Origin of the sequence: Phycicoccus sp. Soil803 (assembly GCF_001429685.1) — a bacterium.
Lineage (GTDB): Bacteria > Actinomycetota > Actinomycetes > Actinomycetales > Dermatophilaceae > Pedococcus.
The window spans coordinates 1729035-1745218 of the sequence record NZ_LMST01000001.1 but is presented as its reverse complement, the minus strand read 5'-3'; the positions used below and the strand labels follow the sequence as shown (position 1 = coordinate 1745218).

Sequence of the window (16184 nt, the reverse complement as noted above, 5' to 3'; positions counted from 1 at the left end):
GCAACCGGGGTGAAGGTCAACGTTCCTGCATGACCCGATAAAGCTGGGGCTCGGGGGTGACTGGTAGAAACAGGGCCATGAGCAACCTCGAACTCGACCGCAGTGAGGCCTGGTTGACCCGCGAGGAGCTCGACGCCGCCCGCGAGCGGCTGCCCATCCTCTACGTCGACGCGGTCCCGGTGCGGGTCGACGAGCGCGGGGCCGTGAGCGCGGTCGGTCTGCTCCTGCGCGCCTCCGACGGGGCGATCAACCGCGAGCTCGTCTCCGGCCGAGTGCTCTACCACGAGCGGGTCCGCGACGCCCTGATCCGGCACATCGAGAAGGACCTCGGGCCGATGGCCCTGCCCCAGGTCCCCGCCAGCCCGCAACCCTTCACTGTGGCGGAGTACTTCCCGACACCCGGTGTCACGCCGTTCCACGACCCTCGCCAGCACGCGGTGTCGCTCGCGTTCGTGGTGCCGGTGGCCGGTGACTGCCAGCCGCAGCAGGACGCCCTCGACCTCGCCTGGCTGACCCCCGATGAGGCCGTCGCGCCCTCGCTCCTCGAGGAGATGGACGGCGGGCACGGTGTGCTCCTGCGCCAGGCGATGGCTCACCTGGGACACCCGCTCTGAGCGCGGCCGGGCCCGGCCGAACCAACCTTTGTACGGCTGACGTCGCCGGCTGCGCGACCACATTCGGCCAACATCGGCCGAACGGATGACGCGTCTTCGCACGCAAGAGGACGAAACTGGGTACGTGCCGGGGGAAATCGCCACATACCTCCACGGCGCCCAAGGGGGCGTCGCGGACGATTTCGCACGCCTCCACGCGGCCACCAACCCGGTGCTGCTGCGCTACCTGCGGGTGACGGCCGACGGCGACCACGCCGAGCTCGCCCGCACGGCCTGGGCGGCGGCGTTGCCCCAGCTGCAGGTCTGCCCTCCTGACGACGACGCCTGGCTCGAGCTGGTCGTGGGCGCTGCCCGCACCGCCGTGCTGGCCGGCGACGGTGCCTCCTCGCTGGCACCAGCAGGTCCGTCGGAGGCTCCCTCCGACGTCGAGCCCGAGGCCCTCGGCCGGGCCATCGCGGCGCTGCGCGCCTGCCCGCCTGCGGAGGCGGAGGTCCTGGCCATGGGTGCCGTGGCCAACCTCGGCCGCGAGGCCGTCTCGCGACTGACCGGCCTCGAGCCCAACACCGTCCTGGCCCTCGTGCGCCAGGGCCAGCAGCACCTGCCCGTGACGCTGGAGGTGCTGATCGACTCCCTGCGGGTGCCGGCGACTCCGGGCGAGCTCGCCGACCTGCCCTTTGCCGCTGGGCTGTTCGCGGCGGGGTTCCCCGTGGTGCTCAGGCCAGTGGCCCCGGCCGCCCTGGCTTCGGCTCGGGCACCAGCGACACCGGCTCCGGTGGGCCCGTTCGGCGCCGCAGCCACCGCGGGACCGGCGCTGGTGCCGGTCGGGGCGCTCCAGCAGCCGTCGGTCGTCGACATCCACAGCCTGCAGTCGTCCGCCCCCGCCAGCGCCCAGCGGACCCTCGGCACCCCCAGCCGGTCGGCCCGGACCGCCGCCGCCGCAGCCGCGTGGCTGCTCGCCGTCGGCGGCATCAGCACGGCCGCGGCCATGAGCGGCCTGCTCAGCGTCGCCATCGACGGCATCCTGGGCCGGGACCGCGGTCCACTCGTCACGGCCGACGGCCCGGTGGTCCCCGGCCCGCTGCCCTCCACCCCGGGCGACACACCCTCGCCCGGACGGGTCCCCACCCCCACGCCGACGAAGCCCGCCACCGGCCCGACCGACTCCGGCGGAGGTCAGGACGGCAGTGGCGGCACCGACGAGGGCGTGAGCCCGCCTCGCGGGACCGGGGTCCAGGTCGTGGTCGCCGTCTTCCACCCGAACCCCCAGACGCCGTCGACGCCCGTCGACACCCCGACCCCCACGCCCACCGAGCCGCCCGTCACGCCCACCGCTCCGGAGGTCCCCACCCCGCCGAAGCCGCGGCCACCCGTGGTGCCCGCGGGCAACGGAGAGGGCAACGGGAACGGCAAGGGCCAGGCCATCGGGAAGGGCAGCGGCAACGGCCGGGGCAATGGCACCGTCAAGCCGGCCGTCGCCGGGAACGGCCACGGCAAGGGCCACCCCAAGCACCACGGCAAGCACCTCGCCAAGGGCCACGAAAAGCACCACGGCAAGCACCTCGCCAAGGGCCACGCCAAGCACCTGACCAAGGCGCAGGCCAAGGCCAAGGCGCAGGCCAAGGCGCACGGCAAGGGCCACACCAACCAGGGCAAGCGCTAGTCCGCTCGCCGCTGCGACCCCGCCAGGGCGGCCTGCCTCAGTGGCTGCTGCGCCGGCGCCGGTCGGCCCGGTCCATCTCCTCGGCCTCGTCGACGGAGGGTGCGGTGCCCCCGAGTCGGACCGGCAACAGGTGTCGCTCCGCGTCCGGCCAGTGCGGGTAGCGGTCCTGGTCGGCGTGCAGCTGGGCCTCCATCGCCGCCCGCACCCGAACCGTGGCCAGGCCCGGCTTCTCGTCGGCGCCGACCACGATGGGTGCGCCGACCGTGATGAGCAGGGGTATGCCGTGCCGGCCCATCTTGCGCGGCTGGCCCTTGGTCCAGACCCGCTGCGAACCCCAGATCGTGACCGGCAGGATCGGCACGCCGGCCTCTTGGGCGAGGCGGACGGTGCCGGACTTGAAGGCCTTGAGCTCGAAGGACCTGGAGATGGTGGCCTCGGGGAAGACGCCGATGATCTCACCGCTGCGCAGCGCGTCGCGCGCGGCGTCGAACGACCCCAGACCGGCCTCGCGGTCGACCGGGATGTGCTTCATCCCCCTCATCAACGGGCCGGCCACCGGGTTGGACCAGATCGACTTCTTGGCCATGAACCGCACGTAGCGCCCGGCCTTCACACCGACCAACCCGGCATACGTGAAGTCGAAGTAGCCGGTGTGGTTGATCGCCATCACGGCACCACCGTGACGCGGCACGTGCTCGGTACCGGTCATCGTGATCTTGAGGCCCTGGGCGGCGAACAGCGTTCGGGCCAACCCGATGACCGGGGTGTACACGGGTTCCATGCCGCAACCCTATGTGGTGGTCGTCGACGGCCCCTAGGGGTGAGCCCGCGGCATACCCGTATCCCGTTGGTCACCACTGGTGAGGGGATGGGAAGATTCACGCCATGACCGATGCACCCACCACGTCCGGCGCCGCCACGATCCCCGACAAGCCCTCCATCGAGGGACTCGAGGACAAGTGGGCGCAGGTATGGCGGGAGCAGGGCACCTACACCTTCGACCGCGCCACGGCGCTCGCCCGGGGGCGTGAGTCGGTCTTCTCGATCGACACTCCCCCGCCGACCGCCTCGGGTTCCCTGCACATGGGGCACGTGTTCTCCTACACGCACACCGACTGCATGGCCCGGTACAAGCGGATGCAGGGCCTGGAGGTCTTCTACCCGATCGGCTGGGACGACAACGGCCTGCCGACCGAGAAGCGGGTCCAGAACTACTACGGCGTGCGGGGCGACGCGTCGCTGCCCTACGTCGAGGGTTTCGAGCCGCCGCACCGCGGTGACGCCAAGAGCCTCAAGGCCGCCGACACCTTGCCGATCTCCCGGCAGAACTTCATCGAGCTGTGCGACGAGCTGACCGTCGAGGACGAGAAGGCCTTCGAGTCACTGTTCCGCCGGATGGGCTTCAGCCTCGACTGGGACATCAGCTACCGCACCATCGACGACCACTCCCGCGCCACCGCCCAACAGGCCTTCCTGCGCAACCTCGCCCGCGGTGAGGCCTACCAGTCCGAGGCGCCCGGACTCTGGGACGTCACCTTCCAGACCGCGGTCGCCCAGGCCGAGCTCGAGGCCCGCGACTACCCCGGCGCCTACCACCGGGTCGCCTTCCACGGCGCCGACGGCCCGATCCACATCGAGACGACGCGGCCCGAGCTCATCCCGTCCGCGGTCGCGCTGATCGCCCACCCCGACGACGAGCGGTATGCCGCGCTGTTCGGGACCACGGTCCGCTCACCGTTGTTCGGGGTCGAGATCCCGGTGGTGGCCCACCCCGCGGCCGAGCCCGACAAGGGCGCCGGCATCGCGATGTGCTGCACCTTCGGCGACCTCACCGACGTGCTGTGGTGGCGCGAGCTGCAGCTGCCGACCCGGTCGGTGATCACCCGGTCCGGACGCATCCAGGCCGAGACGCCCGAGTGGCTGGCCGGCAGCCCGGGTGAGCAGCTGTTCGCCGAGCAGGTCGCGGGCAAGACCACCTTCAGCGCCCGCGAGGCGATCGTCGCCGCCCTGCGCGAGTCCGGCGACCTCGACGGGGAGCCCACCCCGACCCAGCGCAAGGCCAACTTCTACGAGCGCGGGGAGAAGCCGCTCGAGATCGTCACCTCGCGGCAGTGGTACATCCGCAACGGTGGCCGCGACGCCGACCTCAACGCCGAGATGATCGAGCGCGGCCGGCAGGTCGACTTCCACCCCGCCTTCATGCGGGCCCGCTTCGAGAACTGGGTCAGCGGTCTCAACGGCGACTGGCTGGTCTCCCGCCAGCGTTTCTTCGGCGTGCCGATCCCGGTCTGGTACCCGCTCGACGACCAGGGCGAGCCGGTCTGGGACAAGCAGCTCGTGCCCTCCGAGGACCAGCTGCCCGTCGACCCGGCCGCGCAGGCGCCCGAGGGCTACGACGAGTCGCAGCGCGGGCAGGCCGGCGGCTTCGTCGGCGACCCCGACATCATGGACACCTGGGCCACCTCGTCCCTGACCCCACAGATCGCCGGGCGCTGGCGCGATGACCCCGAGCTGTTCGCGGGGGTGTTCCCGATGGACGTCCGCCCGCAGGGGCACGACATCATCCGCACCTGGCTGTTCTCCACCGTCGTGCGCTCGCACTTCGAGTTCGGCTCGGTGCCGTGGCGCAACGCCGCGCTGTCCGGGTGGATCCTCGACCCCGACCGCAAGAAGATGAGCAAGTCCAAGGGCAACGTCGTGACGCCCGAGGACGTGGTCAAGGAGCACAGCACCGACGCCGTCCGCTACTGGGCGGCCTCGGGCCGGCTCGGCGCCGATGCCGCCTACGACACCGGGCAGATGAAGGTCGGCCGACGACTGGCCATCAAGATCCTCAACGCCACGAAGTTCGCGCTCAGCTTCGGTGAGGTGGATGGCGACCTGGCTGCTGCGGTGACCAACCCGCTCGACCGCGCCGTGCTCGCCCAGCTCGGCGACGTCGTCACGAAGGCGACCGCGGGCTTCGAGGCGTGGGACCACACCCGTGCGCTCGAGGTCAGCGAGACCTTCTTCTGGACGTTCTGCGACGACTACCTCGAGCTGGTCAAGGACCGCGCCTACGGCGGGCAGGGCGACGGCGAGGCCGCGTCCGCGCGCGCTGCGCTGCGCATCGCCCTCGACGTGCTGCTGCGGCTGTTCGCGCCGATGCTGCCCTACGTCACCGAGGAGGCCTGGTCGTGGTGGCACGAGGGCTCCGTGCACCGGGCCCCGTGGCCGACGGCTGCTGACGCCGCAGCCGGCGACGGGGGCGACCCCGCACTCCTGGCCGCCGTGGGCGAGGCCCTGGCCGGTGTCCGCAAGGCCAAGTCCGAGGCGAAAGTCGGCATGCGCGCCGAGGTGGCGTCGATCGTGCTGGCCGGACCGGGTGGGTGGACCGACCACGTCCGGCTCGCCGAGACCGACCTGCGGGCGGCCGGCCGGATCACCGGGACGGTCGACTACGCCGAGGCCGAGACTCCCGAGGTGCGCGACGCGGAGCTGATCCCGGTGGCGAAGCCGAAGGCCTGAATCCGACGGGTTCCGTTGGGCTGCACCGCGATCCACGGCACGTCCCATCCGGCGATCCGCAGCTCACGGCTGGCGAACCTGCCCTCGTCCAGCAGGGTCACCTGACCCGTCGCCGGGTCGTAGACGTCGAGCACCCGGTCGCCGTCACCCGGGAGGACCAGCGTGACGTGGCGCGGCAGCAGGCCGTTGCCGATGTAGAGCAGGGCCGGCTCGCCGTCGGCGACGACCTCCACGAGGCGCGCGTGCGCGTCCCGCAGCGCGCGCCGGGTGAGCTGCCGGAGCACCCGCAGCTCGTAGTCGGTCCCCCGCCGCGACGCCCCGAACTCGAGCTCCTTGCGAGCACCCCAGGGTGGGGTGCCCAGCGACCGGGGCCACGGGACGTTGAGCCGGCCGCCCCCGGAGAACAGCCGGTTGGTGCGCCCCATCACGACCCGCTCGTATGCCGCGAAGCGCTCCTTCTCGGTGGCGCCGGGTGGGGCGTCGGCCCGTGGGCCCTCACCGGAGGTGATCCACCGCGCGAAGACGGGGTTGACCAGCATCCTGGCCACCGTCAGGCAGGCCGAACCACACGTCACCGGGGACTGCTGGACCGGCCCGATGTCACCGCTGCGCAACCGGTACCCCGAGGACATGGCCTCATCCTCGCGGGTGACGCCGCAAACTTCCACCAACGGCGCGCGCGGTCACCAGCGGGTCGACCGCCCGGCCTGGGCCAGGAGCCGGGCGGCAGGCGTCGCCCAGTCCGACAGCTGGACCGGTTCACCGAACCGAATCGGCCGGTCGGCGTCGGTGATGTGGTCCCGGGCCACCGGCCACAGGTCCATCGCCAGAGCAGGGGGGATCGAGCGGGGCCGGCCGATCGACTCGGCGACGTCCCAGCCGTGCAGGGCGATCTCCAGCGCCCCGACCGCACCGAGGAGCTCCCGCGACAGGCTCAGGTCACCCAGCCCCACCGGGCCGGCCGGCACGTCGTCCTCGGGATGCCACTGCGCGAGCAACCCCCGCGCCCGGTGGCAGATGCTGTGGAGCAGGTCGGCGCCCTCGGTCGGCGGGACGGGCGGCACGAGGCTGAGCGAGGTGGCCCGGGCCGCCGCGGCCATGGCCTCCAGCGAGTCGTCCATGTGCGTGAGCAGGTCGTGGAGCAGCCACCCCCGGCACGGGGTGCGCCGCCCCAGGTCGGCCTCGGTCACCAGGACCAGGCTGGTCCGGGTGTAGCTGATCGCCCGCTCGAGCAGCTCGACGGCCCGCGGTGGCCGGCTGTGGCCGGCCGCGCTGGACACCTGCTGCCTCACGTCGGGCCGGAGTAACCGGCCGGGAGCGAGGCGGGCAGGCCGAAGGTCTCGAAGAGCGTCAGGTCGAAGAAGGCGGCGACGTGGCTGACCCCACCCGAGGCGTCGAGGGTGAGCACCTGGAGGTGGAAGGGGGTGAACGTGCCGTCGGGCTGGCGCATGTAGAGGCCGAAGGCCGGCTGGCCGTTGGCGCGGGTCGCCACCATCGGCATGTCGTGGCGTTCGCCGGGGCACTGGGTGTCGATGAGGCGGCCGATGTTCTCGGCGCCGGTGTACCAGCCGGTGAACGGCGGCATCTCCCAGACGGCGTCACGGGTGAGCATCGCGACGATGGCGTCGACGTCCTTGTCCCAGAACGCCGCGACGTAGCGGTCGAGCATTTCCTGCTGCTCGGCGTCCAGCTCGGCGGGCACCTCGTCCTGGCTGACCTTCGCCTTGGCGATCTGGGCGTGCGCGCGCTGCAGGGCGCTGTTGACCGCGGCCTCGCTCGTCTCGAGCGCCTCGGCGACCTCGGAGGCCTTCCAGCGCAGGACGTCGCGCAGGATCAGCACCGCGCGCTGCCGGGCCGGCAGGTGCTGCAGGGCAGCGACGAAGGCCAGCCGGATGCTCTCGCGCTGCGCGACGATCGTGGCCGGGTCGCTCGCGTCGCCCGCGACCAACGGGTCGGGCGCCGGCTCCAGCCAGGACACCTCCGTCGACTCCACGAGCCGGTCGGCGGCGTCGCTGGAGGGCGTACCCAGCCCGGCCGGGAGCGGCCGTCGGTCCTTGCCCTCGAGCGCCGTGAGGCACACGTTCGTGGCGATCCGGTAGAGCCAGGTCCGCACCGACGACCGGCCCTCGAACGCCGCGTAGGCGCGCCAGGCGCGCAGGTAGGTCTCCTGCACGAGGTCCTCGGCGTCGTGGATCGACCCCGTCATCCGGTAGCAGTGCGCGGTCAGCTCGCGCCGGTAGCCGTCGGCGGCCTCCGGGAAGTCCTGCACGTCCACCCGCTCGCGCACCTCGGTCATGGGGTCCTCCTCCGTCGTCCGACCACTGGGCCAGCCCTGCCCACCCTGCCCACCTTGGCACACCCGTGCGACAGCCACACCGGTGCGACCTGGCTCCAGGGCACGTGACACCAGGCCACGTGACACCAGCGCTACAGGGACAGACCGGTCCTCCTCCGAAAACTCATCGGTCCGTAACGAACTGTGTGCGATCTGCCGGGTTCGCTCGACTCCACTGGCGCCGTTGCTAGGGTCGACCATCGTGAACCAGCGTGGTGTGGCCGTGGGTGTGGGGGCAGGGGCGACGCTGCTGCTGGCTGCCTGGGTGTCCGCTGCGGGGCCGGTCGGCGTCTTCGCGCGCAAGGACTTCTCGGGCAAGGAGTCGGGCACACCGGGCAAGGACTTCGGCGACGTCACCGCCCCGCCGAGGAGCGGGAACGGCCTCAAGGGCGCGGACGTCCGGCACGCCGACCCGTGGACCGTCACCCTGGTCGAGCTGGCCCTGAAGCTGCTCCTGGTGGTCGTCGTCGTCATCGTCCTGGTCGCCATCGGCCGCGCCCTCCTCGACCGCTGGCGCGCCCGCGAGGTCACCGCGGACCAAGAGGCCGCGGTCGACGTCGTGCCGGAGGTGCTCCTCGAGGCCGCGCTCGAGGGAGAGCGCCAGCTGTCACGGGGCACGCCGGCCAACGCCGTGATCGCCGCCTGGGTGGCCCTCGAGGACGCCTGTCGCGCCGCCGGCGTCCGGGACGACGACTCCCGCACCGCAGCCGAGCTCCTCACTGCGGTGCTGCGCTCGCACCGCGTCGACCGCGCGCCCCTCGACACGCTCGCAGCGCTCTACCGCGAGGCCAGGTTCTCCACCCACCCGATCGGCGAGGACCAGCGCACCACGGCCCGGGAGGCCCTGGTGCAGGTGCAGTCCGATCTGCGACGCACCATGGCGCGGCTCGCCCCGGAGAGGACCGTCAGCCGGTGATCCGCCGTCTCGCGGGTCTCTCACCCGCCCAGCTCTTCCTCGTCGTCCTCGGCGTCACGGTGGCCATCGGCGCGCTCGCGGTGTCGGTGTCGGCGCTGGGCAACGTGGGCATGCTGATCGCCTCCGCCGCGCTGCTCGCGGCCCTGGCCATCGTGGCCCAGTGGCTCTGGCAGGCGCGCCAGCCGACGGACTGGGACAACACCTTCACCGAGGCCGCTGCGCCCCGCGGCGTCGACTCCCGCATCAGCCGGCTCGCCGGCGACGTGCGCGAGGCCGGCACCGGCGCCCCCGTCGCGAGCGCCCGCCTCCACGCGACGCTCAGCAGCCTGGCCACCGAACGGCTCCGCAGCCGCGGCGACGGGACCCTGACCGACGGCGCGGCGGTCCTGGGTCCCGACCTCGCGGCATACCTCGCTGCACCCCCGACCACCCGCCTCACCGCCGCACAGCTCGCGGCGTTCACCACCACCCTGGAGGAGCTCTCGTGACCCTGACCCTCGACGAGGTCGCCGCCCGCGCGACCGCCATCCTCACCGAGGTCGAGCGCGCCGTCGTCGGCAAGCGCCGGAGCCTGGAGATCGTGCTCTCCGGCATCCTCGCCGGCGGCCACGTGCTGATGGAGGACTTCCCGGGGCTGGGCAAGACGCTCGCGGCGCGGTCGTTCGCGCAGGCGCTGGGGCTCGACTTCGCGCGAGCCCAGTTCACGCCCGACCTGCTGCCCAGCGACCTGACCGGGTCGTTCCTCTACGACCAGCGCAGCCACGAGTTCACCTTCCGCAAGGGGCCGCTGTTCACCGGGCTGCTGCTCGCCGACGAGATCAACCGGACGCCCCCCAAGACCCAGTCCGCGCTGCTCGAGGCGATGCAGGAGGGGCAGGTGACCGTCGAGGGCGAGACCTTCGTGCTGCCCAAGCCGTTCCACGTGCTGGCCACGGCGAATCCTGTTGAGTACGAAGGGACTTACCCCCTTCCCGAGGCCCAGCTCGACCGCTTCCTGCTGCGGGTGAGCTTCGGCTACCCGACCCCGGCCGACGAGTGGGAGGTCCTCCAACGACGGATGGCGCGCCAGCAGGAGGCCCAGGTCGTCGCCAGCGTGACCGACGGGGCCGGCCTCATCGAGATGCAGCGGGCCGTCGAGACGGTGACCGTCGACGCGGGTGTGGGCCAGTACTGCGTGCGACTCGTCGGCGCGACGCGCACCCACCAGAACCTCCTCATGGGTGCCTCGCCGCGCGCCTCGCTGGCGCTGCTGCTGACGTCCCGCGCGTATGCCGTGCTGCGCGGCCGCGACTACGTCACCCCCGAGGACGTCAAGGCGGTGGCGCACGCTGCCCTCGACCACCGCGTCACCGTGCGTCCCGAGCTGTGGATGAACGACGTCTCCGCGGCCAGCGTCGTCGACAGCGTGCTGTCCTCGGTGCCGATCCCGGCGGCCACGGAGACCGGCCCGCGGACTGGTTTCGAGCGTCCGTGACCACCTCACCCGGGCGCCGGCTGGAGGCGCGCTGGCGCGTGACCTCGGCCCACCTCCGGGCGCTGTTCCTGGGGCTGCTGCTGGCGGGGATCGGCGTCCTGCTGCGTCGGCCCGACGCCCTGGTGATCGGTGCCCCGCTGCTCGTCGTCGGGCTGTGGGCCACCGCCAGCCGCCCCAGGTCCGCGCCGACCGTCGTCGCCAGGCTGGTCCACCCCCTCCTGCGGGAGGGGCAGGCGACCAGGTGGCGGGCCACGATCTCGCCCGGCCCTGGCATCGAGGAGGCCGGGCTCGCACTGCTGCCGACCCCGCACACCGAGTACACCCCGGGGCACCGCACCACGGCGACCGCCTTCGCCCGTGACGACCAGCCCCGCTCGCTCGAGGTCATCTGCCGGAGCACGCGATGGGGTCGGCGACCCCTGGGGCCCGCGATCCTCGCCGTGAGTGGGCCGTTCGGCGCCTTCCGGTGGGAGCCACCGGCGGTGTCCCTGCCCGCCATCCCGACCGTCCCCCTCCCCGACACGTTCTCGGCCCGGGTCCCGGTGCCCCACCCCGACGGCCTGGTGGGCCAGAACCGCTCGCACCACCAGGGTTCCGGTGGCGAGCTCGACCAGATCCGGCCGTTCCGGTTCGGCGACCGGCTCCGGCGGGTGCACTGGCCGGTCTCGGTCCGCACCGGCGAGCTCCACGTCACCGCGACCCATGCCGACCAGGACACCGAGATCCTCCTGCTGGTCGACGCCATGCACGACATCGGGCAGAGCACCGGCATCGAGGGGTCGAGCAGCAGCCTCGACAACGCCGTCCGCGCCGCGGGCGCGATCGCGGAGCACTACCTGCGCAGCGGCGACCGGGTCGGGCTGCTGGTGCTCGGCTCCCGCGACACCCCGCACGTCACCGCGGCCGCCGGGAGCAACCACCTGCGCCGCCTGCTCGACGTCCTCGCCCGCGTCACCGTCGCCGACGGCACGGTCAGCGACGAGAAGCGGCTCCGGTCCCAGCTGCGCCACCACGTCTCGGCCGGCACGCTTGCGATCGTCCTCACCCCGGCCGTCTCCCCCGAGGTGCTGGCCCACGCGGTCGCGCTGGCCCGACGCGGCATCTCCGTCGTCACGGTCGACACGCTGCCCGCCGAGCTGGCCTCCCCCGGCATCCCGCAGGAGTCGCTGGCGCAGCTCGCCTCGACCGCCGACGAGCACCCGACCGAGACCCGGTTGGCCTGGCGGCTGCGGCTGCTCGAGCGGCACCGGGAGATGACCAGGGCGCGCGAGGCCGGCGTACCGATCGTTCCGTGGGCCGGCCCCGGCACGCTCGACCTCGTGCTGCGCGACCTGGGCCGGCGGTCACGGGCGCCGAGGGTCGTGAGCCGCTGATGTCGCGCTCCCAGCTGGTGCTGCGCGGTCTGCTGACGGTGGCCTCGCTGACCTTCCTCGCCCTCACCCTCGCCTGGTCCCCCCACCCGATCGTCGTGCTGGCAATCGGCATCGTCGCGCTCACCGTGTACGCCGCCGTCGAGCCGGACTCCGGGCTCGTCACCGTCCTGCTCGGGGCGCAGGCACTGCACTGGGCGGCGGCCGTCCCCGTGCCGACCACCACCGGGGCGTGGGTGGCCCTGCTCGGCGCCGCGTGGTCGGGACTGGTCCTGCACCTCACCGCCAGCCTCGCGGCCAGCCTGCCGGGTCCGGCCCCCGTCCCCGTCCCGAGCCTGCGCCGCTGGGCCCGTCGTGGTGCCGTCGTGGCCGCGGCCACGGTGCCGGTGTGGGCGGTGGCGCTGCTCGCCGGGCAGGAGAGCGCCCGGGGTCAGGTCTCCCTGACGTATGCCGCGATCGCCGCCATCGCGCTGCTCGCGTTCGCCACCTGGCTGCTGAGCCGCGAGGACCGCCCCCGCCCCTGACCCACCCCGACTTCTGGCCACCCATGCCGCTCCGGGGTGCCGAAAAGGGGCGCACACCCGGCACCGGTGGCCAGAGCTGGGTGCCACACCAGGGCAGACGTGAGGGGCCGTCCGGCGAACCGGGCGGCCCCTGGCGTCTGGGCTGGGGTCGAGCTCTCTCAGGCGGAGCGCTTGCGGGTGCGCTTGGGCTCCTCGTCGCGCCGCACGATGGTCGGCAGCACGTTGTCGAGGACGACCTCACGGGTGACGACCACGCGGGAGATGCCCTCGTCGCTCGGGACGTCGAACATCACCGGCATGAGCACCTCCTCCATGATCGCGCGCAGGCCGCGGGCACCCGTGCCGCGCTTGAGGGCCTGGTCGGCGATGGCCTCGAGGGCGTCGTCGGTGAACTCGAGCTCGACGTTGTCGATCTCGAACATCTTCTTGTACTGCTTCACCAGCGCGTTGCGCGGCTGCGACAGGATCGTCACGAGCGAGGCCTGGTCGAGCGGGCTGACCGTGGTGATGACCGGCAGGCGCCCGATGAACTCGGGGATGAGCCCGAACTTCATGAGGTCCTCGGGCATGACCTCGTGGATCGAGTCGGCCAGGTCCTTGGGCGTGTGGAGCTCGGAGCCGAAGCCCAGGCCCTTCTTGCCGTTGCGCGACTCGATCAGCTTCTCGAGGCCGGCGAACGCACCACCCACGATGAACAGCACGTTCGTGGTGTCGATCTGGATGAACTCCTGGTGGGGGTGCTTGCGACCGCCCTGCGGCGGGACCGAGGCGGTGGTCCCCTCGAGGATCTTCAGGAGCGCCTGCTGGACGCCCTCACCGGACACGTCGCGGGTGATGCTCGGGTTCTCGGACTTGCGGGCGATCTTGTCGACCTCGTCGATGTAGATGATGCCCGTCTCGGCCTTCTTGACGTCGTAGTCAGCGGCCTGGATCAGCTTGAGGAGGATGTTCTCGACGTCCTCGCCGACGTAGCCGGCCTCGGTCAGGGCGGTGGCGTCGGCGATCGCGAACGGGACGTTGAGCATGCGGGCGAGGGTCTGCGCGAGGTAGGTCTTGCCACAGCCCGTGGGGCCGATCAGCAGGATGTTGGACTTCGCGATGTCGACCGACTCGGCGTCCTTCTTGCCGGCCGTCTCGCCCGCCTGGATCCGCTTGTAGTGGTTGTAGACCGCGACGGCCAGCGCGCGCTTGGCGACGTCCTGGCCGATCACGTAGTTCTGGAGGAAGTCGAAGATCTCGCGGGGCTTGGGCAGCTCGTCGAGGCCCAGCTCGGAGGACTCGGCCAGCTCCTCCTCGATGATCTCGTTGCACAGGTCGATGCACTCGTCGCAGATGTAGACCCCGGGGCCGGCGATGAGCTTCTTGACCTGCTTCTGGCTCTTTCCGCAGAACGAGCACTTCAGCAGGTCGCCGCTCTCTCCCATGCGTGCCACGCGACGTCCTCCGGTCTGTCTGACGAACCTGTCTGACGAATCTGCCCGACGGTGTGCGGTCCACCTCGGACCGGCAACGCCCCGACGCTACAGCGCAGGACACCGCCTTCGCTCCATTGAAACGGTCGAGTCGCCGGTTCGTCGCGCTTGTCCGCTGAGGGCGGACAACACGCCGCAGGGGCGCCGCGACCCGTCCTCACTCCCTGCGGTGACCACGCTGGACCACGACGACCAGGGCCACTCCCAGCCCGAGCGCGAGGGCCAGCCCGCCGAGCAGGGGGACCAGCCAGGCCCGGTCCGACCCCGGGGCGACGGCGCCAGGAGGCTGCCCGCTCGGGGACTCGGGCAGCGCCTGCGCCGGGGCCTGCCCCGGACCAGCCACCGCCTCGACCTCCCCCACGAGACGGGTGCCGGCCGGCGCCGTGCCACCGCAGAGGTTGGCCCACAGCTCCTCCCCACGCTCCTGCGCGAACACGACGTACTCGCGGCCCGGCTCGAGGCCCTTCAGCCCACAGCTGGCGCCGTCCGCTGCCGAGCCGACCCAGGTGGTGGGGGCCACCGTGCCCCGGTAGACCTCCGCGACCGTGAACCGATAGCTGCGCGCGGGTGCAACGGAGGACGGTTCGGCCAGCCCCGCTGGCTCCGCGACGTCCTCGAGCGTGCCGCGCAGGACGACGTCGGACCGGTCCACGAGCTGCGCCGGCGTCGCGGCGGCGCACGAGCACGCCCACGCAGGGGCCGTCGGCAGCACCAGGAGGGCGGCGAACACCAGCGGGACGACCAGCAGCGCGCGCTTCATGACGGTCGGACGCACCCCACCAGTGTGCCGTTCCCCACCCCGGGACGCAGGTATGCCGCCCGCTCTGGCGAGCGGGCGGCATACCTGGTGGCGCGGTGTCGGGGACGTAGCCCGGGGCGGGTCAGTCCGCGAGGGTGCCCTTGCGCGAGAGCAGGACCTCGTCGATCAGGCCGTACTCGACGGCCTCGGCCGCGGACAGGATCTTGTCGCGCTCGATGTCGTTGCGGACCTGCTCGGGGGTGCGACCCGAGTGCTCGGCCCAGGTCTCCTCGAGCCAGGTGCGCATCCGCAGCACCTCGTTGGCCTGGATCTCGATGTCGGATGCCTGGCCGTAGTCGCCACCGACCAGCGCGGGCTGGTGGATGAGGATCCGGGCGTTCGGGAGGGCGAACCGCTTGCCCTTGGCGCCGGCCGACAGCAGCACCGCGGCAGCCGAGGCGGCCTGGCCGATCACGAACGTCTGCACGTCGGGCTTGATGTACTGCATCGTGTCGTAGATCGCGGCCATCGCCGTGAACGAGCCACCGGGGCTGTTGATGTACATCAGGATGTCGCGGTCGGGGTCCTGGGACTCCAGCACGATGAGCTGCGCGATGACGTCGTCCGCGGACGCGTCGTCGACCTGCACGCCGAGGAAGATGATGCGGTCCTCGAAGAGCTTGGTGTAGGGGTCGAGCCGCTTCATGCCGTAGGAGGTGCGCTCCTCGAACTGGGGCAGGATGTAGCGGCTGGACGGACCCGGCACCTGCAGGCCGCCGCGGCCGGCCGAGTGCATCGAGGGGTTGATGTTGGCGTTCATGTGTCGATCCCTCACTTGTCCCCGGTGACCGGGTTGTCGTCGCTGCCACTGCGGCCACCGGCCTGGGCGGCGCTGCTGAACACGTGGTCGACGAAGCCGTACTCCTTGGCCTCCTCGGCACTGAACCAGCGGTCGCGGTCGGAGTCCTTCTCGATCTGTTCCTTGGTCTGACCCGTGTGCTCGGCGATCAGCTCGGCCATCTGCTTCTTCACGTAGAGCATCTGCTCGGCCTGGATCTTGATGTCCGAGGCCGTGCCGCCGATGCCGCCCGAGGGCTGGTGCATCATCACGCGGGCGTGCGGCGTGGCGTAGCGCTTGCCCTGGGTGCCGGCCGACAGCAGGAACTGGCCCATCGACGCGGCCATGCCCATCGCCACGGTCGCGACGTCGTTGGGGATCCACTTCATCGTGTCGTAGATCGCCATGCCCGCGGAGATGGAGCCGCCGGGGCTGTTGATGTAGAGCCAGATGTCCTTGCTCGGGTCCTCCGCGGCGAGCAGCAGCAGCTGGGCGCAGATCGCGTTCGCGTTGTCGTCGCGCACGTCGGAGCCGAGGAAGATGATCCGCTCCTTGAGCAGACGGTTGTAGATGTGGTCGTCCAGACCACCCTGCGGGCCCTCGCCCGCGCCGTGAATCTCGTTCACCATGTCTCCATCACTTGAGGTCCTTGCCTGTCAGTGACCCTAACGCGGTCATGGTGGGCAGAAGTCCCCGATCCGCTCCATGTTCGCCCTGAGCGCACAGGACTCAAGT

General features: G+C 72.0%; 16 protein-coding genes. 8 read left to right on the top strand and 8 right to left on the bottom strand.

Going from position 1 to position 16184, the window contains the following annotated elements; all coding sequences use genetic code 11:
• Positions 1–77: 77 nt before the first annotated feature.
• Together ASG95_RS08010 and ASG95_RS08005 are read left to right on the top strand one after the other, a co-directional pair.
• Positions 78–614 carry an NUDIX hydrolase family protein gene (locus ASG95_RS08010; protein WP_057377127.1) on the top strand — a complete coding sequence of 179 codons (537 nt, stop codon included), beginning with the start codon at positions 78–80 and terminating at the stop codon, positions 612–614.
• Between the two features lie 124 nt (positions 615–738).
• Positions 739–2274 carry an RNA polymerase sigma factor gene (locus ASG95_RS08005; protein ID WP_057377126.1) on the top strand — a complete coding sequence of 512 codons (1536 nt, stop codon included), beginning with the start codon at positions 739–741 and terminating at the stop codon, positions 2272–2274.
• A 37-nt stretch (positions 2275–2311) separates the two neighbouring features.
• Here the strand turns inward: ASG95_RS08005 and ASG95_RS08000 are convergent, their stop codons facing one another.
• Positions 2312–3055: a 1-acyl-sn-glycerol-3-phosphate acyltransferase gene (locus tag ASG95_RS08000; protein ID WP_057377125.1), complete on the bottom strand. Its 744-nt coding sequence runs from the start codon at positions 3053–3055 to the stop codon at positions 2312–2314.
• Positions 3056–3159: 104 nt separating this feature from the next.
• On the opposite strand from ASG95_RS08000, the gene valS reads away from it, so the two are divergent.
• Positions 3160–5781 (top strand): valine--tRNA ligase, encoded by a 2622-nt coding sequence (valS, locus tag ASG95_RS07995; RefSeq protein ID WP_057377124.1) that lies wholly within the window; start codon positions 3160–3162, stop codon positions 5779–5781.
• Here valS and ASG95_RS07990 read toward each other — a convergent pair.
• The 3 genes from ASG95_RS07990 to ASG95_RS07980 are packed head-to-tail and all read right to left on the bottom strand — an operon-like array spanning position 5712 to position 8077.
• Positions 5712–6413, bottom strand: coding sequence for a hypothetical protein (locus ASG95_RS07990; RefSeq protein WP_235543609.1), 702 nt, complete (start codon positions 6411–6413; stop codon positions 5712–5714). The two genes, valS and ASG95_RS07990, sit on opposite strands and share 70 nt — an antisense overlap.
• 51 nt (positions 6414–6464) lie before the next feature.
• The gene (locus ASG95_RS07985) at positions 6465–7073 is read right to left on the bottom strand and encodes a TIGR03086 family metal-binding protein (RefSeq protein ID WP_082592431.1); all 609 of its coding nucleotides are present in this window, start codon (positions 7071–7073) and stop codon (positions 6465–6467) included.
• Positions 7070–8077 carry a sigma-70 family RNA polymerase sigma factor gene (locus ASG95_RS07980; RefSeq protein ID WP_057377122.1) on the bottom strand — a complete coding sequence of 336 codons (1008 nt, stop codon included), beginning with the start codon at positions 8075–8077 and terminating at the stop codon, positions 7070–7072. The genes ASG95_RS07985 and ASG95_RS07980 overlap by 4 nt, the downstream gene beginning before the upstream one ends.
• A 241-nt stretch (positions 8078–8318) precedes the next feature.
• Between ASG95_RS07980 and ASG95_RS07975 the strand changes: the two genes are divergently transcribed.
• Genes ASG95_RS07975 through ASG95_RS07955 form a run of 5 tightly spaced genes read left to right on the top strand, consistent with a single transcriptional unit; the run spans position 8319 to position 12400 of the window.
• A complete protein-coding gene (locus tag ASG95_RS07975) occupies positions 8319–9032 on the top strand; it encodes a DUF4129 domain-containing protein (RefSeq protein ID WP_057377121.1) in 714 nt (237 codons plus the stop codon).
• Positions 9029–9520, top strand: a complete 492-nt coding sequence (locus ASG95_RS07970; protein WP_057377120.1) for a hypothetical protein — start codon at positions 9029–9031, stop codon at positions 9518–9520. Before ASG95_RS07975 ends, ASG95_RS07970 begins: the two co-directional genes overlap by 4 nt.
• On the top strand, positions 9517–10506 hold the full coding sequence (locus ASG95_RS07965; RefSeq protein ID WP_057377119.1) for a MoxR family ATPase: 990 nt from the start codon (positions 9517–9519) through the stop codon (positions 10504–10506). The genes ASG95_RS07970 and ASG95_RS07965 overlap by 4 nt, the downstream gene beginning before the upstream one ends.
• The gene (locus ASG95_RS07960; protein WP_056923599.1) at positions 10503–11879 is read left to right on the top strand and encodes a DUF58 domain-containing protein; all 1377 of its coding nucleotides are present in this window, start codon (positions 10503–10505) and stop codon (positions 11877–11879) included. The genes ASG95_RS07965 and ASG95_RS07960 overlap by 4 nt, the downstream gene beginning before the upstream one ends.
• Entirely contained in the window at positions 11879–12400 is a 522-nt protein-coding gene (locus ASG95_RS07955) for a hypothetical protein (RefSeq protein ID WP_056923600.1), read from the top strand. Before ASG95_RS07960 ends, ASG95_RS07955 begins: the two co-directional genes overlap by 1 nt.
• A gap of 158 nt (positions 12401–12558) precedes the next feature.
• Here ASG95_RS07955 and clpX read toward each other — a convergent pair whose 3' ends face one another.
• The 4 genes from clpX to ASG95_RS07935 all read right to left on the bottom strand — a co-directional run bounded on the left by clpX (position 12559) and on the right by ASG95_RS07935 (position 16078).
• Positions 12559–13833: an ATP-dependent Clp protease ATP-binding subunit ClpX gene (clpX, locus tag ASG95_RS07950; RefSeq protein ID WP_056923601.1), complete on the bottom strand. Its 1275-nt coding sequence runs from the start codon at positions 13831–13833 to the stop codon at positions 12559–12561.
• A gap of 196 nt (positions 13834–14029) precedes the next feature.
• Positions 14030–14647, bottom strand: coding sequence for a hypothetical protein (locus ASG95_RS07945; protein ID WP_057377118.1), 618 nt, complete (start codon positions 14645–14647; stop codon positions 14030–14032).
• A 106-nt stretch (positions 14648–14753) separates the two neighbouring features.
• Entirely contained in the window at positions 14754–15431 is a 678-nt protein-coding gene (locus tag ASG95_RS07940; RefSeq protein WP_056923603.1) for an ATP-dependent Clp protease proteolytic subunit, read from the bottom strand.
• Positions 15432–15442: 11 nt separating this feature from the next.
• Positions 15443–16078, bottom strand: coding sequence for an ATP-dependent Clp protease proteolytic subunit (locus ASG95_RS07935; protein ID WP_056923604.1), 636 nt, complete (start codon positions 16076–16078; stop codon positions 15443–15445).
• Positions 16079–16184: the final 106 nt, after the last annotated feature.